Genomic DNA, 16,327 nt, shown 5'->3' with positions numbered 1-16,327 from the left:
CGCCGCCGCTCGAACCCGAATCGTGCGGCGACGCGTGCAGACGGTGAGCGTCTGCCCTCGGACGCCCTAGCGTCCTCGGTCTGTGGGGGCGGCCCGACGAGCCACCCGGAGGGTCAACCGACCCGGGCGAGGTCCCAGACGGGCGGCACGTACGCGCGGGACCAGCCCTCGCGCAGACGCGTCACGGCGCGGTCGAAGGCCTCGAGCAGGTCCATCTCCGGTCGCACCATGGACTGCAGCTGCAGCCCCTCGTAGGTCGCGAGCAGCTGCTCCGAGCCGCGGGCCGGCTCCATCGTGCTCGGCTCACGACCGAGCATGACGTCACGCTCCAGGGCGTGCTGCACGAAGGCGTGGAACCGTCGCCACCGGGCGTGCAGCATCGGCGCGAGCGGGTGCTCGGGCGATGCCGCGATGTTCAACGTCGCCGTCAGGAACCGCATGAGCGACGGGTCGGCCACGTTCGCGGTGACGATCGCGCGCAGGAACCGGATGGTGCCGTGCTGCTCGGCCAGGGGCATGAGCGGCACGGTGCGGTCCTCGTTCCACCGGTCGATGGTCGCCAGCAGCAGGCCGTCCCAGCTCGGGAACGTGCGGCCGACGACATCGGTGTCCACCCCGGCCGCAGCCGCGACGACATCGGGGGTCGCCTCGTGCAGCGGACGGGAACGCAGCGCCGTGATCATCCCGTGGATGACCTCACCCCGCAGGGCGGGGTCGTCGGGGGTGGTCACCGGCGGCGTTTCGATGTGCATGCATACACTGCACCAGCCCGACGCGACCGTGCACAGTCCCCCGAACGGGAACGCGCGTTCCCCGGACAGGCGTGACCACCCTGGTGTCGTCGATCGGAGTGAGCCATACTCGCCCCATGCAGTGGGGACGGATCGCACCGATCGTGGCACTCGTCGTGGTGCTCGGCGGCACCCTGGCGGGCTGTGGCAGCGAGACGAGCGGCGACGCCAGCCCCACGGACCCGAGCACCCAGGCCGGGCCGCTGCACTCCGGGTTCTGCGCCGACTACGTCTCCCTGAAGACCCCGGCCGAACGCCGCGACGCAGCTGAACTCGTCGTCGACGCCGACGTCACCAAGACCGACCGCACGGTGGAGCCGCAGGGCATCTACGAGGTGTACGAGGCGACGGTCACCGACGTCACGAAGGGTGACGCCGCCGCCCCCGGCGACACGATCCAGGTCATCAGCACCTCGGACCAGTGCGAGACGAGCGGCGAACCGGTGGAGTACCTCTCGGGCGACCCCCTCGCCGACGAGGGCGCCTTCCGCCTGTACCTCTCCCACGGCGGAGACGACGACGTCTGGAAGCTCGTCGTCCCCGGCGCCGCCGAGCCACGGCCCGCCGACTGACACCACGGCTCGCCGACTGACACCGGGGCCGCTACGGCTGCTCCGGCACCGTCACGATCCGGTTCTGGTACGCCCACACGACGGCCTGCAGCCGCGACCGCACCCCGAGCTTCGGCAGCATCCGCGCCAGGTGCGACTTGACGGTCGACACCTCGAGCACCAGGGCAGCCGCGATCTCCTCGTTCGACATCCCCTGCGCCAGCAGCAGGAGCACCTCGCGCTCGCGAGCGGTCAGCACACCGTCGGCCCGGTCGCCGGAGACCGGCTGCAGGCTCCGCCGCGACACGAACTCCCGCAGCACCCGCCGGGTCAGGGCCTGGTCGAGCGTGCCGTTGCCGGCGGCGACCTGCCGCACGGCGTCGACGATGGTGTCCGGCTCGGCGTCCTTGAGCAGGAACCCGGACGCCCCGGCCTCGAGCGCCCCGAACACGTAGTCGTCCAGGTCGAACGTCGTCAGCATGAGCGCGGGGATCGCCGGATCGGCGTCCGGTGCGCAGAAGATCCGGGCGAGTTCGATGCCGTTCATCACCGGCATCCGGATGTCCAGGCAGGCGACGTCGGGTCGCGTCTCGCGCGCCAGCGCGAGCGCCTCGCCGCCGTCGGCGGCCACGCCGACCACCTCGATGTCCGGCTCCGCACCGAGGAGCGCGGACACCCCGGCGCGGACCAGGGGCTGGTCGTCCGCGACCAGCACGCGGATCACGCGACCACCCCGGGGCCGTCGGCGGCCTGCGCGGGTGCGGCAGGTGCCTCCCGGCCGAGCGCCAGCTCCACCAGCCATCCGCCGGTCGCGGTCGGGCCGGTCTGGAGGCGCGCCCCGACCAGGTCCGCCCGCTCGCGCATCCCCCGCAGGCCGTTGCCGCCCGAGGGAGAGGTCCCCGCTGCCGGGACGGTGGCCGGTGCGTTCTCCACCCGGATCACCACCCGGGTCGCGTCGCGGTCGTCGATGGTGACGGTGCACGGGGCGGACGGGGCGTGCAGGGCGGCGTTGGCCAGTGCCTCCTGGACGGTGCGGTACGCGGCGAGCTGCGCGAGCGGGCCGACGCCGTCGGCCAGCGGACGGTCCCCCGGCAGCACGTCGAGCCGGACGTCGCTGCGGAACCGGGCACGTTCGGCCAGGTCGACGATCCCGGCGACCGTCTCGACGGCGCGCTCGGCGGGAGCGTCGTCCCGGAGCAGGCCGACCAGGCGGCGGAGGTCCTCGAGCACGGCGGTGCTCTGCTCGCGGACCTGGCGGGCACCCTCGTGGGCACGCTCCGGGTCCGCGTCGATCTGCCGGTCGATGACGGCGGCCATCAGTGCGATGCCGGACAGGTGGTGCGCGGCGATGTCGTGGAGCTCGCGGGCCATCGCGGCACGTTCGCGGGACACCGCGGCGTCGACCAGGGCATCCTGCTCCCGGTTCACGGCGCTGGCCTCGGCGGTGCGGGCGACACGGACCTCGCGGCGGGACTGCACGAGCAGGGTGACCAGCAGGGGCAGGCCGACCGCGCCGATCGCCTGCAGCACGCCCTGCCCGAGCGAGCCGGACACGGCGGCCGTCGTGTCACCGGCGACGGCGGCCAACACCGCGCTGCCGGCGGCGACCAGTGCGCCGGCGACCAGGAGCGTCGGCCACAGGCGGGCCAGCGGGACGCGGAGCGCGGCGAGGACGACGGCGACGACCACGGGCAGTGCGGTGAGGCCGAACAGGTCGGACGACTGCGGGGCGAGCGCCGCGACCAGCACCGGCAGGGCGGCGACCACGACCAGGACGGTGCGCGGCGCCCGACGGGCGGCGAGCAGGGCGGCCGACTGGGCCAGCAGGCCGAGGGCGAGCACGGTCCACGCCAGGGTGAACGGTGCGGGGACCCGCATCGCCAGGGCGGGGCCGTCCGGCTCGAGGGCGTCCAGGGGCGGCAGGCCGAGCAGCAGCCCGAGTGCGACGACGGCCGTGCCGAGGGCGACGACGACGTCGACGCGGCGGGCGCGCTGCTCGGGCTGGGCCGATCGCGCGGGCTGCGCTGCCGGCTCGCGCTGCGCTGCCGGCTCGGCCGGTGCGCGCAGCGCGTCGTCCTCAGCGGGTGCCATCGTTGGATCCTACGAGGCGGGCGCGCGTGGGGACCGGTGCGTCGAGGGGCAGGGCGCGTCGGGCGGGGTCGTAGCCCAGGCGGCCACGGGTCACGGCGAGCAGCACCACGGCGGCGATCGTCGACATGATCGTCAGGCCGATCATCAGCGTGCCGGCGGTCATGCTCGGGTACATCTCGGGGAACAGCGTCGAGATCGTGTTGTTCACGCCGACGTGCAGCAGCAGGGCCAGGGGCAGGCTCTCGCGGGTCTTGTTGAAGACCTGGATCATCACGACGTTGAAGGTGATGGTGAACAGGGCGAACACGACGGGCTCGCTCCAGTGCGCGTTCGGCCAGCCGCCCCAGTCGCTGAAGTACAGCGGCATGTGCCAGAGCGCCCAGATCGGGCCGAGGATCGCGGCGGCGCCGAGGCCTCCGAAGCGGTGCTGCAGGCGCGGCAGGGCGAAGTCGCGCCAGCCGGGCTCCTCGCTCAGGCCGGTCGAGAACAGCTGGATGATCAGTCCGGGCACGAGCATGGCGAACGCCAGGGCCGAGGGGGCCCGCACGTCACCGCCGGCGAAGGGCAGCGCGGACACGACGATCAGGGCCGGCACGACGACGAGCGCCAGCGCGTACCAGTACCAGGCGACCCGCCAGCGGAACAGCCGTCCCACCCAGCGGCGGAGCCCCGCGCGACCGTCGGCGACCGCGGTGACGATGAACGCGCTGCCCAGCGGGCCGAGGAGCGCACCGGGCAGGACGCCCGTGAACTGTCCGCTGCCCAGGACCTCGGGGAAGTGGATGTCCCACACGCCCATGCCGTGCGGCGACAGGACGTACGGCACCCACGCGAGCCAGCTCAGGCCGAGTGCCATGGTGAAGAAGGACACGAGCGGGTGCCGGGCGATGAGGCCGCGGACACCCCCTCGGTCGCGGGCTGCGGTGCCGGCGGTGGGCCGGACTTCGGTGGTGTTCGTCATGCACACGACGCTAGGAAACCGGGCGCTCGGGGACGACCGGCTTCGGGATGCACCTGCGGGAGTTCCATCGAAGGATGCAAGTGCGCTGCGGGAGGGTTCGGCACTCCTGAACACGCCGTCGTCGTGCGCAGACGCCGGCGTCTCGCGGATCCGGTCAGGCAGCGCGCTGTGCGGCCACGTGCGCCAGGACGACGGGGTCCTCGCAGCCGCGGGCGAACCCCCGGATGCGCCGGTCGATGTCCCGCTGCAGCACGAGCACGCCGATGCGCTCGGCGATCGGCGCGAGCCACTTCGGCCTGCAGGTGAAGTTGTAGCGCCAGACCGCGAGTGTGTGCCCGGGGTGCCCCTCAGCCGCCTGGAAGCGCCATCCTCCGCCCATCCGCTCGAAGAACCACGAGCCCTTCGTCATCTTCATCCCCACGTTCGAGGGCGGGTGGTACGAGACGTACTCGCTCTCCATCGCCAGCCCGGACCGCTGCACCGTGTACGTCCGGACGCCCTTCGCCGGCACGGTCGCACCGTCCATCAGGTGCTGGCGGCGGATGAAGGGGTCCCACCGCTTCCGGATCGCTCCCTGTGTCTGCGAGACGGCAAACGCCACGTCGGGCTCGACCGGGATGACGCAGCGGGACTCGACGACGGGCATGAGTCATCCTCGCACGTGGCGGTCGCGCGGGCCTCCCCCACGCGGCGGACGTCAGGCCCGGTGCCGACCGGCACCGGGCCTGACGTCCCGCGATCCCGCGGGCCTGCGGTCAGCGCACGCGCCGTCGACGCCGCAGCGCCACCATCGCGGTACCCGCACCGAGCAGGAGCACCGCCGCGATGAGGCCCGGGAGGAGCGAGGCACCGGTGAACGCGAGGTCTCCGCTGCCCGTCCCGATGCCGCTCGTACCGCTCGTGCCGTCCGGCGTCAGGGCACCGGGAGCCGCTTCGTTGCCCGGGCCTCCGGCTGCGCTGCCGCCGCCCTGCCCGCCATTCCCGCCGTTCGCGGGCGGATCGACCTTTGCCGTGGTGACCACCGCTGCCGACACGTCGGCTGCCAACCCGGCGGGGTCGCTCAGGTGCAGCGCGGTGACGGTCCGGTCCCGCCCGCGGGTCCGCTGCTCGTTGAGCACGACCTTCCCCAGCCCGCCGGGCAGGGCGATCCGGGTGTTCGCCCGGATCGTGCCCGCCGGGATGGTGGTGCCCGCGATCCGCCCACCCGCGGTCGTCACGGTGGCACCGCCGTGGGTCACCCGGACACGGACGTCACGGAGCTCGCCGGCGATGCTCGTGCCCGGGTAGAGGACGACCCGTTCGAGTCGGACCTCGCCGCGGTCACTCGCCGACCGCACCGTGACCCCGTCGACACGCAGCTGTCCGGTGGCGCCGTCCCCGACCTGGTCCGCCCGCTCGGTCACGGTGGTGCCGTCGGCGGCGGGCGCAGCGACGGGTTGCGCCGGGACGTCGCTCGGTCCGGATGCCCGCAGCCCGAAGGCATGCCAGCGTGCGATGGCCGGGTCGTGCGGCTCCGGTGTCGGCGTGGTGCCGCCCCCGCCCGGGGTCGGGTCCGGGGCGGGCTGCGCCGCCGCCAACGTCACCTGGCCGAGCAGCACGTCGGGGTGCGTCCCGGTCAGGTCCTCGTAGCGGAGCGCCGTGAGCGTGACGGTCCCGTCCGGTTTCTCGGTCCGTTCGCCGAGGTGGACGCGGACCCGTTCGGTCCCGTCCGGGGCGAGCCCCGTGTACAGGTCGGTGGCGGTGTTGATCCACACCCCGTTCACGAACACGGCGTTCGACTCGTCGTCGAAGGAGACCGTCATCGTGCCGGCCGCCGTCACCTCGGCGTGCAATCCGTTCACGCGGAGTGCCGGCCAGCGGTAGGCGGCGACGGGGTCGGTGGCCTCGTCCGGGATCTGCTCGAAGTGCCCGACCGAGATGGTCGCGGTGTCGCCGTCGTCCCCGACCGCCGCCGTGACGTCGGTTGCCCGGGCGGGGTAGTCGGCGATCGCGTCGATGCGGGCGGCGGAACGGTGTTCCCCGGCACTGGTGACCCGCGGCTGCGGGGCGACCAGCGCCGTACCGCCCGTCCCCCGGACGTCCACCCCGAAGGCGGCGGTGACCCGAGCGTCCGTCGGGCTGCTCGCCCTCGCCGGGATCGTGACCGCGCCGAGCCGCACGTCTGGGTGCGCCCCCGTCAGGTCGCGGTAGTGCAGCGCGGTCAGGGTCGTGCTGCCGTCCGCGTGCACCGTGCGCTCCCCGAAGGTTACGCTGACCCGCTCCTTGCCGTCAGCGTCGACGCCGGTGTACAGGTCGGTGGCGGTGTTGATCCACACCCCGTTGACGAACACCGCGTTCGACTCGTTCGCGAAGTCCACGGTCATCGTCCCCTCTGGCGTGAGGTGGGCGTCGAGGCCGTACACGCGCAGCGCTGGCCAGCGGTACTCCGCGACCGGGTCCGAGGCGCGGTCGGGGATCTGCTCGAACGAGTCGAGGTGCACGTCCGAAGTACCGTCCGCCGCGGTCGAGACGGTGACCCCACGTGCGGTCGACGGGGAACCGTCGGCAGCGTCGACCCGGTCGGCGGTGCGCTTCGCGACGCCGGTCACCGTGGGCTGCCCGTCGATGAGCACGGTTCCGTCCGGGGCAGTCACCTGCACACCGCTGACGCTCCGGGTGGCCAGGGCGTCGCCGTGGGCCGGGGTCGGCTGCGGCGCGGGATCAGGCGTCGGAGCCGGGGTCGGGGTGGGCGTCGGCGTCGGCGTCGGGGTGGGTGCCGGCCAGCGGTCACCCGCCGCGCAGGAGACCGATCCGGCACGGACGCGCCAGATCTCGGAGGCACCGGCTTCGGCGTCGATGCGGAGCGCGACCGTCGTCGTGGTGCCGTCGGCGGCCGTCGTGGTGCTACCGACGACGACCTTGGTGGCGCCGTAACGGGACTCCGGCAGGTCGCGGCTCCACCCGGGCGTCGCGGTGGCCTCGGTGGTGACGTCGTCGCCGTCGATGATCAGGCGGTCGAACGACACCGCGGGGGTGCCGCCGGGAGTGCACGCGGCGCGGAGTCCGGTGAACACGACGGGGGGACGATCGCGCAGGGTGAACTCCCCGCTCGCGATCGTCGAGGTCGCCCCGTCCGGGCCGGCCTCCGAGCGCAGACCGCTCGTGCGGGTGGTGTTGAGCTTCAGGACGTCCTGCGTCGTGTCGACCCGGGCCACCGTCGGGTCGCCCGAGTCCCAGCGCACGGCCGGGGTCGGTGCGGTGAGCGTGCCACCGTCGATGTCGGTCAGTTCGACGCCCGACGCGGCGGCGAGGGTGGCGCCGTCGGCCGCGGTGTCCGCGCTGGCCGGCAGCGCGAGCATGGGCACCACGAGGCCGATGCCGAGCAGCGCCGAGGCCGCGAGCGCGATGACGGAACTGGTGCGTGGACGATCGGTCATCGGCGGGCCTCCTCGGCGAACGCGGTGAAGAAGGCGCGGCCGGCGGGGACGCCGACCCCGGTCACGTCGTCCCAGCCGGGTGCGGACCGGAGTCCCTGCCGACCGGTGTCCCAGAGGAACAGGGTCTCGGGCCACAGCGCTCCGGCATCGGGCCCGCGCGGCGACCAGGTGGCAGCGGAAGCGGGGCGGACGTCGCGGACGGCGTCGGTCCCGAGCATCTCGTAGAGCATCGGCGTGACGAGCCCGATCCGGACCCCCGTGGCGGCCTTGGCCATGGCGACCATCGAGGCGACCATCGGGGTCGCCAGACTCGTGCCGCCGTGCGTGACGTAGCCGGTCACGCCCTTGTGTGGCCCGTACACGACGAAGCCGGTGTTGGGGTCGCCGATCGACGCGACGTCGGGGACGAGTCGCCCGGTCCCCGGTTCGTCGAGCAGCTGGCGCTGCCACGTCGGTCGGTCGTAGACGTCGGACTGGCCGCCGCCTGCGCCGTACGCGAAGCCCGGCGGGATGAGGGCACCGTTGCGCGCGAAGCGGGTCTCGGTCTCCCAACCAGCCTCGACCGCGACGGAACCGTCACGGGCGAGCCCGGTGCTGGTCGCTCCGACCGCGGTCACGTACGGGCTGGACGCCGGCGACGACACGTCGGGGCCGGAGTCGTGGTCACCGACGGCGCTGTTGTCGCCGTCGTTGCCGGAGGACGCGAACACCGAGATGCCCCGGGCCCCCGCCTCGACGAGCACCCGGTTCAGCAGCGTCCGGTCGTCCGCGGTGTCCAGGTCCTCGGTGGACCCGAACGACAGGCTGATGACGTCCGCACTGCCGTGTTCGACGACGTCGAGGATCCGCGAGAACAACGAGGTGGTGCTGCAGTCGTCGGCACCCCAGTACTCGATGTCGGCGTCGGGGGCCATCGCGTGCACCGCCTGCACGTCGAGGTGCTGCTCCTCTGTCCAGCTCTGCGGCCCGCCGCAGCGGGAGGTGTCCGGCGACGCCGGAGCGTGGTGCTGGTACTGCCCCGAGCGGAACGGCTGGGCGCCCGCCGCCCGGAAGTAGGTGTCCGTGTTCGCTTCGACGTCGGGGTCGTCGTAGGCGGCGACGATCGCGATGGTCGCGCCGCGTCCGGTGTACCCGGCCGGCACGTCGTGGACCTCGCGCAACTGGGCCGGCTGGTACCCGCACAGCGCGTTCGATCGGTGCGTGACCGGCACCGATGCGGGCCAGTCCGTCGTGAGGCGCTCGCCCCACCATGCTGCGCACTGTCCGTCGTCGGCCAGGACCGGCGGTCGCGGGACGGTCTCACCCGGTGCCGGGGTGGGTGCCACCGCTGCTGCAGTGGTCGTCTCGGTCGGTCGGACGGCGTCGGAGTCAACGGCTCCGGACACGCCGACGACGGCGGTCAGCCCGCGTGGCACGGCGAGGGCGCGGACCGGTGCCACGGCGCTCTGTCCGGCGACGCCCCACCGCACGAAGGAGGTGTGGAAGGCGTCCGCGATGCGCGCGGCCGTCCCGCGAACGGGCAGGGATGCGATCGAGCGCTCGACGGGGCCGACGTGGAGCCCGGCACCGCGCAACCAGGTCGCCACGGCCGGGGCGCGGTCGAGGTGCACGGGGTCGAGGAGGACGGTGAGGGACAACTCGTCGACGGTCACCGGGTCGCCGCGCTCCGCGTGTGCGGTCCAGGCGGGGACGGAGTCCGCGAGCGGTCGGTCGGGCGAGGGCGGTGCGGGGCGCACGAGGAGCGCGCCGGGGATGATCACGGCGAGCGCGAGCGCACCGATGAGGAAGCGTGGACGCATGGGTTCCTGATCTGCTGAGAGGCGGGGACGCAGCGCTGCGCGCTGCCACAGCGACCTTACATGCAACTGAGAATCGTTATCACTTGCAGGACACGAGCAGTCCAGACAAACGGGAGGCCCGGTGTCAGCTGACACCGGGCCTCCTGTCCGTCAGGGGGTCAGACCACGGCGCGCATTGCGTCCGCGATGCCCGTCAGGGCCACGTCGACCTCGTCGGCCACGCGCTGGTGCGTCGCCATCGAGCGACGGTAGGGGTCGTCCACGTCGTCGTCGGCCGGGTCGGCGGGCGGCGGGACCGTTCCACGCAGCCGCGCGACGCGCTCCACGAGTTCCTGCGGGGTCGTCACGTCGGCCAGGTCACCGGGCTCGAGGCCGGCGAGCACCCGCGCGAACTGCTTGATCGTGAAGGTCCGCTTGGATGCCCGGGGCGCCAGGGAGACAGCGGCTGCACGGTGCGATCGCTCGGCGGTCAGCACCAGGTCGGCGCGCTCGACGATCTCGGCCGTCAGGTACCGCGACCGGTGGGCCGACGGGTCGCCCCCGAGCCGGACGGACTGTTCCGCCGCGGCGGCGTCCATCGCGGCACCGTCGTCGGCGATGGTGCCGGCCGACTCGACCACGAACGCGGGGGCGTCCGGGCCGAGTCGTGCCGTCAGGACCTGCGCGCCGAGCGGCGACCGGCAGATGTTGCCGCTGCAGACGAACAGGATCCGCATCGTCACGCTGCGTCGGTGCGTTCGCCGGCGCGCTGGTCGGCACGCTCGTCGTCGCCGAGCAGGTCGTGCCGCACGACGATGGCGTCACGGCCGGGGCCGACACCGATCGCCGAGATCCGTGCGCCGGACATCGCCTCGATCGCCAGGACGTAGTCCTGCGCGTTCTTCGGCAGGTCATCGAAGGTGCGGGCTCCGGTGATGTCCTCGGTCCAGCCGGGGAACTCCTGGTACACCGGCTTCGCGTGGTGGAAGTCGGACTGGTTGACCGGGACCTCGTCGACGCGGACGCCGTCGACCTCGTACGCGACGCACACCGGGATCGTCTCGAGCCCGGTCAGGACGTCGAGCTTGGTGAGCACGAAGTCGGTCACACCGTTGATGCGTGCCGTGTAGCGGGCGATCGGGGCGTCGTACCAGCCACAGCGCCGCGGGCGGCCGGTGGTGGTGCCGAACTCGAAGCCGTTGGCACGCAGGAACTCGCCCGACTCGTCGAACAGCTCGGTCGGGAACGGACCGGCACCGACGCGGGTCGTGTACGCCTTGACGATGCCGATGATCCGCTCGAGCTTGCCCGGGCCGATACCCGAACCGGTCGCGGCGCCACCGGCGGTCGCGGACGACGAGGTGACGAACGGGTAGGTGCCGTGGTCGACGTCGAGCATCGTGGCCTGGCCGGCTTCGAACAGGACCGTCTCGCCGCGCTCGAGCGCACGGTGGATCTCGAGGGCGGTGTCGGCGACCATCGGGCGCAGGCGCTCGGCGAAGGACAGCAGCGACTCGACGACTTCTTCCGGGTCGATCGCACGGCGGTTGAAGACCTTGACCAGCAGGTGGTTCTTCTGGTCGAGGGCGGCTTCGACCTTCTGGCGCAGGATGTTCTCGTCGAAGATGTCCTGGATCCGGATCCCGACGCGGTTGATCTTGTCCGCGTAGGTCGGGCCGATACCACGACCGGTGGTGCCGATCTGGCGCTTGCCCAGGAACCGCTCGGTCACCTTGTCGACGGTGCGGTGGTAGTGCGTGATGACGTGCGCGTTGGCCGACACAAGGAGCTTCGAGACGTCGACGCCGCGGGCGCGCAGAGCGTCGAGCTCCTGGAACAGCACCTCGAGGTCGACGACGACGCCGTTGCCGATGATCGGGGTCACGCCGGGCGTCAGGATGCCGGAGGGCAGCAGGTGCAGGGCGTACTTCTCGCCGCCGACGACGACGGTGTGGCCGGCGTTGTTGCCGCCGTTGAACTTCACGACGTAGTCGATGCGGGAGCCGAGGAGGTCGGTGGCCTTCCCCTTGCCCTCGTCGCCCCACTGGGCTCCGATGATGACTGCTGCGGGCATCTGGTTCTCCTCACGTTGGCGGAGGACCGCACACGGCCGTCCGGGCCGGTGGTCCACCCGAGTCTATCGGCTGGTCACCTGCGCGTCACCCGCTGTGACGTCCTGTGGACGGCGGGTCGCTTGTCCACATGGAGCGCACCTGGATGTCCGCCCGGATCGGTCGGAGCACGGTCGGACGCGTCCAGATCCACGACGCGAAAGGAGCACGACATGAGCGGCATCGGAGACAAGGCGAAGGACTTCGCCGACAGTGACAAGGGCGAGCAGGCAACGGACGCCGGCCTCGACAAGGCGGGCGACGCGGCCGACAAGGCGACCGGCGGCGGACACGGCGACCAGATCGGCAAGGCCGAGGACGCGGCCGACGGCAAGATCGGCAAGTGACGTCCGAGACGTCACCGGTAGACGGACGGGCGCGTTCCGCTCAGCGGCGACGCGGAGCGTTGCGCGGGGCGCGCCGACCGAGCCTGCGAGGGAGGGGTGCCAGCTGGCACCGCGCCTCCCGTCTGTCCGCCGGTGCGTCCCGAGCCACCCGGCCGACCTCGGATCAGCTCCGGAAGAAGTCCTGGTACGACGGGTCGCCGACGGGCTGGGAGTGCCCCGGCTCGGCCAGGCGCTGCTCGATCATGGCCTGGATGACGTCCGGCGGGGTGAGTCCACGACGGCGCCACTCGACCGGGTTGGACCGGAGCTGGTTCAGCGTGTTCTGCATGGGATTCACACTGGCACCACTTCACTAGTTTGTCTAACTACCTGTCCCGAACACGCGTTCGCGGGGTGGGATGCCCCGCGCTTCGTGAGCAGAAGAGGTCGGATCCCCACTCGGGACCCGACCTCTTCTGCTCACCAGGTGGCGCGTGAACCGCGCGCGCACCCTGTCCTAGCGGCGCGTGACCTTCGCGGTCGCCCCGGACTTGGCCGTGCCGTCCTCGTACCCGGAGGCGTGAGCCGTCACCTGCACGCTGATGCGGTGCCCGACGTCGGACGAGCCGAGCTTGTACTTGGCACCCGTTGCCGACTTGACGACCTTGCCGTCACGCAGCCACTGGTACTTGTAGGTCGCCTTCGTCGTGCTCCACGTACCGTGCTTCGCGGTGAGGGTCGAGCCGACCTTCGCCGTCCCGCTCACCGTGACCTTGCTCCCCTTCGCGAGCGCGAGCTTCGGCGGGACCACGTTGATCGTCGAGGTGTCGGCCTGCTTGCCCGCCGCGTTGTCGAGGTGGAGCAGCAGCACCGTCGCCTTGGTGACACCCGAAGCACGGGTGACCGTGAGCGAGTCGGCGTCGGCGAACAGCACGCCGGAGGTGCCGTCCTGCGAGAACGACAGCTTCGGCGTCGACGGGTCGAACGTGGCCGTCTTCGTCTCGTCCACGACCGAGGAACCGCTGGTGGCAGCACCCGGGGCGTAGGCCGACTCCGTCAGCACGGTGTAGTCGAACTTCTTCGACGAACCGATGGCCTTCGCAGCGACGGTCAGCACCTTCACCGAGCTGTCGAAGGTGTTCACGTCCTGTCCGGGCGCACCGCCGTTGAGCGGCTGGACGTCGACGACGGGGTCGACGTCCGGGTCGTCCAGGGCGGCCTTCGCCAGGTCGACCGTCGTGGCGAACGTGGCGTCCACGGCAGCCGACTTCGCGTTGTACACCAGGAAGTCGGGCTCGCCGTCACGGTCCGTGTCGATGAGGACCTCGACGTTGGTCACGGCGCCCGGGTTCGCGTCCGGACCAGCGGTCTGCACACCGAACGCCAGGGTTCCCGAGGACTTGTCGTACGACGCACCGTAGGAACGGACGTCGGCCGCCTGCAGCGAGCGCGTCGCCGAACCCTCGGGGAACGCCTCGGCCGGGTCGGTGCCGCCGAGCACGAACGGAGCGACGGCGGCGTGGTAGCCGGTCGTCAGTCCGCCCTGGTCGAGCGTGCGGCCCTTGAGCGTGAGCTCGGCCGACTTGCCCGGTCCCGTGAACGAGACCGTGGTCCGGGCCCGGACCGCGCTGACGGGCTTCGGGGCCACGTAGGCCCCGAGGCGCATCGGGTTGAGCGAGCTGTCGGTCGGCGCGAACGCCACGATGCCGGAAGCGGCGGCCACGAACTCGCGCTGGTAGCCCTGCTGGACGGCTTCCTGGGTCGGGTCGATGACCCGGCGGAGCTTCGTCGCGTCGGCGACCGAGAACGTCAGCGTGACCGATGCGGTGCCGTTGGCGGGCACCGTGACCTGCTTCGAGCTGAGCGCGAAGGTCACACCCGGCTGCGACACCTGCGGCTGGTACGACACGTTGTACGTGTGCGCCGTGCTGTCGGTGTTGTCGATCTGCAGGGTGCGGGTCTCGCTCGTCCCGCTCGCGACCTCGACGACGCCGAACGACGCGGTGACGAGCTGGTCGTTCTCGGCGCTGCGGACCGTGGTGCCGGCGGTGACCGCCTGCAGTGCGTCCACGCGACCGGTGCCCTGGCGGAGCAGGGTGGCCGAACGGTTGCCGTCCTTCACGTCGTGCGTCGCCGTGTTCATCAGGGCCGCCTTGACCTGCGGGGCGGACCATGTGGGGTGCGACTGGAACGTCAGCGCCGCGATGCCCGCGACGTCCGGCGTGGCCATGGAGGTACCGCTCATCGACATGCGGCCGTCACCGGTGCCGTTGGCCGCGGAGATCACGTTGACCCCGGGGCCGGCGATGTCCGGCTTGACGATGTCGTCGAACGATCCGTGCACACCACGGCTGGTGAACGACGCGAGCGTGTTCACGGCGTCCGCCTCGATGGCGACCTCGAAGCCCTTGAGCTCGTCCGCGAAGCGCACGTGCAGGGTCCCCGCCTTGGCGGTGGCCTGGAGGCTCGCCACGCTCTTCGCGGTCAGCTCGGCACCCGGGATGGTCGCGTTGCCACCGATGCCGGATTCGAACGTGTCGAGCGTTCCCGCCAGCAGGACGCCGACACCGCCGGCAGCCTGGACGTTGCCGAAGCGCACGGCGGAACCGCACTCGAGCGCGGCGTCCGTCCACTTCAGCCAGACGACCTTGCCCTTGATCTTCGCGGCGTCGGCGGCGCTGAACGCGGCACAGCCGTCGATGTTCGCGGTCGGGACGACGACGTCGCCCTCGACGGGCAGGGTGCCCTTGAAGTTGGACGAGTACTGCGAGCGGTAGGTCTTCGCGACGTCGGCCGGCGCGGTGACCTGGACGCCGTCATACAGCGACTGGCCGGTGGCGCTCGCGGCGACGGTGAGTGCACCCTCGGCGTTGCCCGGCGACCCACCGATGTCGGTGAAGTCGTCGGCGTTTCCCGAGGCGATCACGGGGAGCACGCCGCGAGCGGTCAGTGCGTCGATCTTGGCGTTGTCGGGGTCGTCCGGTGCGCCGTAGTCGGAGCCGAGCGACAGGTTCAGGACGTTGATGTCCTTGCCCTCGGTGAGCGCCTGGCCCACCCAGTCGAGCGCGGCACCGGTGACGTCGGTCGAGCCACCGTTGTCACCGAAGACCTTCAGGGCGTACAGGCCGGCCTCGGGCGCGGTGCCCGGACCGATCCACATGTCCTGCACCTGCTGCGTGGTGAGCTTGGTGTAGTCGCCGTCGAACTGCTGCTTGTCGGCGGTCAGGCCGTAGCCGGCGATCGAGCCGGACACGTGCGTGCCGTGGTCGCCGCCCTTGCCGTCGATCGGGTTGTCGTCGGGAGCCGGCACCGGGTCGTAGGCGTCCGGGTCCGTCGGGTCGGCGTTGTAGGTCGCACCGGCGAAGTCGTACCCGCCGAGGAACTTCGACGCGTCGTACAGGCTGGGGTCCGGGGCGCCGCCGCTCGCGTTCGCCAGGGCCTGCTGGTACGCCTCGGTGGTGCCGGGGCCGCCGAAGTCGGCCTGCGTGTAGTCGAGACCGGTGTCGAGGACGGCGACGTTGACGTCCTTCCCGGTGTGGCCGGTCTGCTGCCAGGCGTTGAGCGAGCGCGTGTAGACGTCGCTCGCGGCGTTCTTCGGCGCGACGCCGTCGGCACCGGGCTGGACCAGGCTGGGGTCGACGCCCGAGGGAGCGGCGTCGGCGTTCTCGTTGACCGTCGGCTCGACGATCTTCTTCGGCGTGAGCGGGATGATGCTCTCGACGTCGGAGCGCTCGGCGATCTGCCGGAACGCGTCGACGTCGGCGACGACCGCGACGCCAGGGACGGTGTACTCGGTCGAGTAGAGCTCGGTCGCGTCGGCGTCGGCGCGCTTGACAGCCGACCGCACCGCGGCGACGGTCGACTGGATCGCCTCGACGCGGTTCTTGGCCGCGGAGGACTGGGTCCGCGACTTCGTCAGGTCCCCGCCCTTCGCCTTGGCGTCCACTTCGAGGGCACCCTGGCCGGTCGTGCGCACGAACGCGGCGACGGTCTTCGTCGGCTTGGCGTCACGGAGCGGGGCGGAGAGCTTGAGGTCGGCCACCGAGATCCCGGCCGGAGCTGCGGAGGCCGCGCCCCCGACTGCGAGACCGCCACACGCGAGGGCCGCGACGGCGATGCCGGCGGTCAGGACGCGGGTGAAGCGATGGGGGGTTGGGTTCGGGTCGGTGTTCGGTGTTGCACGGTTCAAAGAGGGCACTCCTGGCTCAGTCCGTGGTTCGCATGAGATTCCTGTGAAGCTATGCGTTCGTTCTCAGGGAAGACAGTCCGCACTTTGGGGGACTCCCCTCGTCCGGGGGACGG

13 protein-coding genes are annotated in these 16,327 nt (G+C 72.1%); 2 read left to right on the top strand and 11 right to left on the bottom strand.

All coding sequences use genetic code 11. The features are described 5' to 3' along the window. Positions 1–113: 113 nt before the first annotated feature. Positions 114–752, bottom strand: coding sequence for a TetR/AcrR family transcriptional regulator (locus DEJ29_RS03045; RefSeq protein ID WP_111094995.1), 639 nt, complete (start codon positions 750–752; stop codon positions 114–116). Positions 753–868: 116 nt separating this feature from the next. Here DEJ29_RS03045 and DEJ29_RS03040 point away from each other — a divergent pair, with 116 nt between their 5' ends. Further along, on the top strand, positions 869–1,363 hold the full coding sequence (locus DEJ29_RS03040; RefSeq protein WP_111094996.1) for a hypothetical protein: 495 nt from the start codon (positions 869–871) through the stop codon (positions 1,361–1,363). Positions 1,364–1,394: 31 nt separating this feature from the next. Here DEJ29_RS03040 and DEJ29_RS03035 read toward each other — a convergent pair whose 3' ends face one another. The 8 genes from DEJ29_RS03035 to DEJ29_RS03000 form a co-directional block, all read right to left on the bottom strand. Beyond that, a complete protein-coding gene (locus tag DEJ29_RS03035; protein WP_110892023.1) occupies positions 1,395–2,066 on the bottom strand; it encodes a response regulator in 672 nt (223 codons plus the stop codon). Beyond that, positions 2,063–3,433, bottom strand: a complete 1,371-nt coding sequence (locus DEJ29_RS03030; RefSeq protein ID WP_111094997.1) for a sensor histidine kinase — start codon at positions 3,431–3,433, stop codon at positions 2,063–2,065. Before DEJ29_RS03030 ends, DEJ29_RS03035 begins: the two co-directional genes overlap by 4 nt. Then, a complete protein-coding gene (locus DEJ29_RS03025) occupies positions 3,420–4,394 on the bottom strand; it encodes a CPBP family intramembrane glutamic endopeptidase (protein WP_111094998.1) in 975 nt (324 codons plus the stop codon). Before DEJ29_RS03025 ends, DEJ29_RS03030 begins: the two co-directional genes overlap by 14 nt. A 154-nt stretch (positions 4,395–4,548) precedes the next feature. After that, positions 4,549–5,040 (bottom strand): SRPBCC family protein, encoded by a 492-nt coding sequence (locus tag DEJ29_RS03020; protein WP_111094999.1) that lies wholly within the window; start codon positions 5,038–5,040, stop codon positions 4,549–4,551. 109 nt (positions 5,041–5,149) lie between these two features. Further along, positions 5,150–7,810 carry a hypothetical protein gene (locus DEJ29_RS03015; protein ID WP_181438188.1) on the bottom strand — a complete coding sequence of 887 codons (2,661 nt, stop codon included), beginning with the start codon at positions 7,808–7,810 and terminating at the stop codon, positions 5,150–5,152. Beyond that, positions 7,807–9,609, bottom strand: a complete 1,803-nt coding sequence (locus tag DEJ29_RS03010; protein WP_111095001.1) for a S53 family peptidase — start codon at positions 9,607–9,609, stop codon at positions 7,807–7,809. The genes DEJ29_RS03015 and DEJ29_RS03010 overlap by 4 nt, the downstream gene beginning before the upstream one ends. Positions 9,610–9,767: 158 nt before the next feature. Next, on the bottom strand, positions 9,768–10,325 hold the full coding sequence (locus DEJ29_RS03005) for an arsenate reductase/protein-tyrosine-phosphatase family protein (protein WP_258375946.1): 558 nt from the start codon (positions 10,323–10,325) through the stop codon (positions 9,768–9,770). Positions 10,326–10,327: 2 nt separating this feature from the next. Next, positions 10,328–11,662 carry an adenylosuccinate synthase gene (locus DEJ29_RS03000; RefSeq protein ID WP_017886319.1) on the bottom strand — a complete coding sequence of 445 codons (1,335 nt, stop codon included), beginning with the start codon at positions 11,660–11,662 and terminating at the stop codon, positions 10,328–10,330. A gap of 210 nt (positions 11,663–11,872) precedes the next feature. On the opposite strand from DEJ29_RS03000, the gene DEJ29_RS02995 reads away from it, so the two are divergent. After that, a complete protein-coding gene (locus DEJ29_RS02995) occupies positions 11,873–12,046 on the top strand; it encodes an antitoxin (RefSeq protein WP_071404361.1) in 174 nt (57 codons plus the stop codon). Positions 12,047–12,209: 163 nt separating this feature from the next. On the opposite strand, the gene DEJ29_RS02990 is transcribed toward DEJ29_RS02995, so the two are convergent. Further along, positions 12,210–12,374, bottom strand: a complete 165-nt coding sequence (locus DEJ29_RS02990; RefSeq protein WP_155896763.1) for a hypothetical protein — start codon at positions 12,372–12,374, stop codon at positions 12,210–12,212. A 168-nt stretch (positions 12,375–12,542) separates the two neighbouring features. Then, positions 12,543–16,214, bottom strand: a complete 3,672-nt coding sequence (locus DEJ29_RS02985; protein ID WP_111095003.1) for a S8 family peptidase — start codon at positions 16,212–16,214, stop codon at positions 12,543–12,545. Between the last annotated feature and the right edge of the window lie 113 nt (positions 16,215–16,327).

The sequence above is a fragment of the Curtobacterium sp. MCPF17_021 genome (genome assembly GCF_003234605.2).
GTDB lineage: Bacteria > Actinomycetota > Actinomycetes > Actinomycetales > Microbacteriaceae > Curtobacterium > Curtobacterium flaccumfaciens.
The sequence above is the reverse complement of the archived record's forward strand: the minus strand, read 5'-3'. Positions and strand labels throughout refer to the sequence as shown.